We start from the raw sequence: 615 nt of genomic DNA on the forward strand, positions 1-615 counted from the left end.
CTCTAAATTCACTAGAACGCGTAAACCACGAAAGCTGCTGCCCTTTCTTTTGATGCTGAAGCAGGTCTAAGAAAATTTCAGCTGCACTCTGCCCTGAGCCGATTACCGCCACCGACTCAGCTTCATGAAGTGCTTTCTGCTGATCTAAATAACGGCTGCTATGGGTCACATATGGGTATACTGCTTCAGGCACATCGACTGGAATCATTGGTTTGCTTCCTGTGCCTAACACGACATGCTTTGCACGATATTCAGAAAGCGATCCATCGTTCAGCCGTCTGACTCTCACAAGGTAGCCTTCTTGGCAGTCCGTCACTTCTTCTACCTTCATCCCGAACTGACAGCTGTCTAATTCTCCTGCCACCCATGATAAATACTCATTGAATTCTCTCCGCGGGATATCAAACTGTTCAAATGTATAGAACCGGTGAAGTCTATTTGCTTCATGTAAATAATTTAAAAATGTATACCTGCTCCTTGGATTCGCCATTGTGACAAGATCTGCTAAAAAGGAAACTTGCAAATCCGTTCCTTTGATCAGCATACCAGGATGCCAGGCAAACTCAGACTCTTGTTCAAAAAAACAGCATGAGACATCCTCATACTCCTCTAACA

1 protein-coding gene is annotated in these 615 nt (G+C 44.4%); it reads right to left on the bottom strand.

What is annotated here, in order from left to right; all coding sequences use genetic code 11:
• Positions 1–615 (bottom strand): SidA/IucD/PvdA family monooxygenase (locus BJU60_RS14820; protein ID WP_141737257.1); only part of this gene is annotated, 615 nt, incomplete at both ends.

Origin of the sequence: Exiguobacterium aurantiacum, assembly GCF_001766415.1 — a bacterium.
GTDB lineage: Bacteria > Bacillota > Bacilli > Exiguobacteriales > Exiguobacteriaceae > Exiguobacterium > Exiguobacterium aurantiacum_A.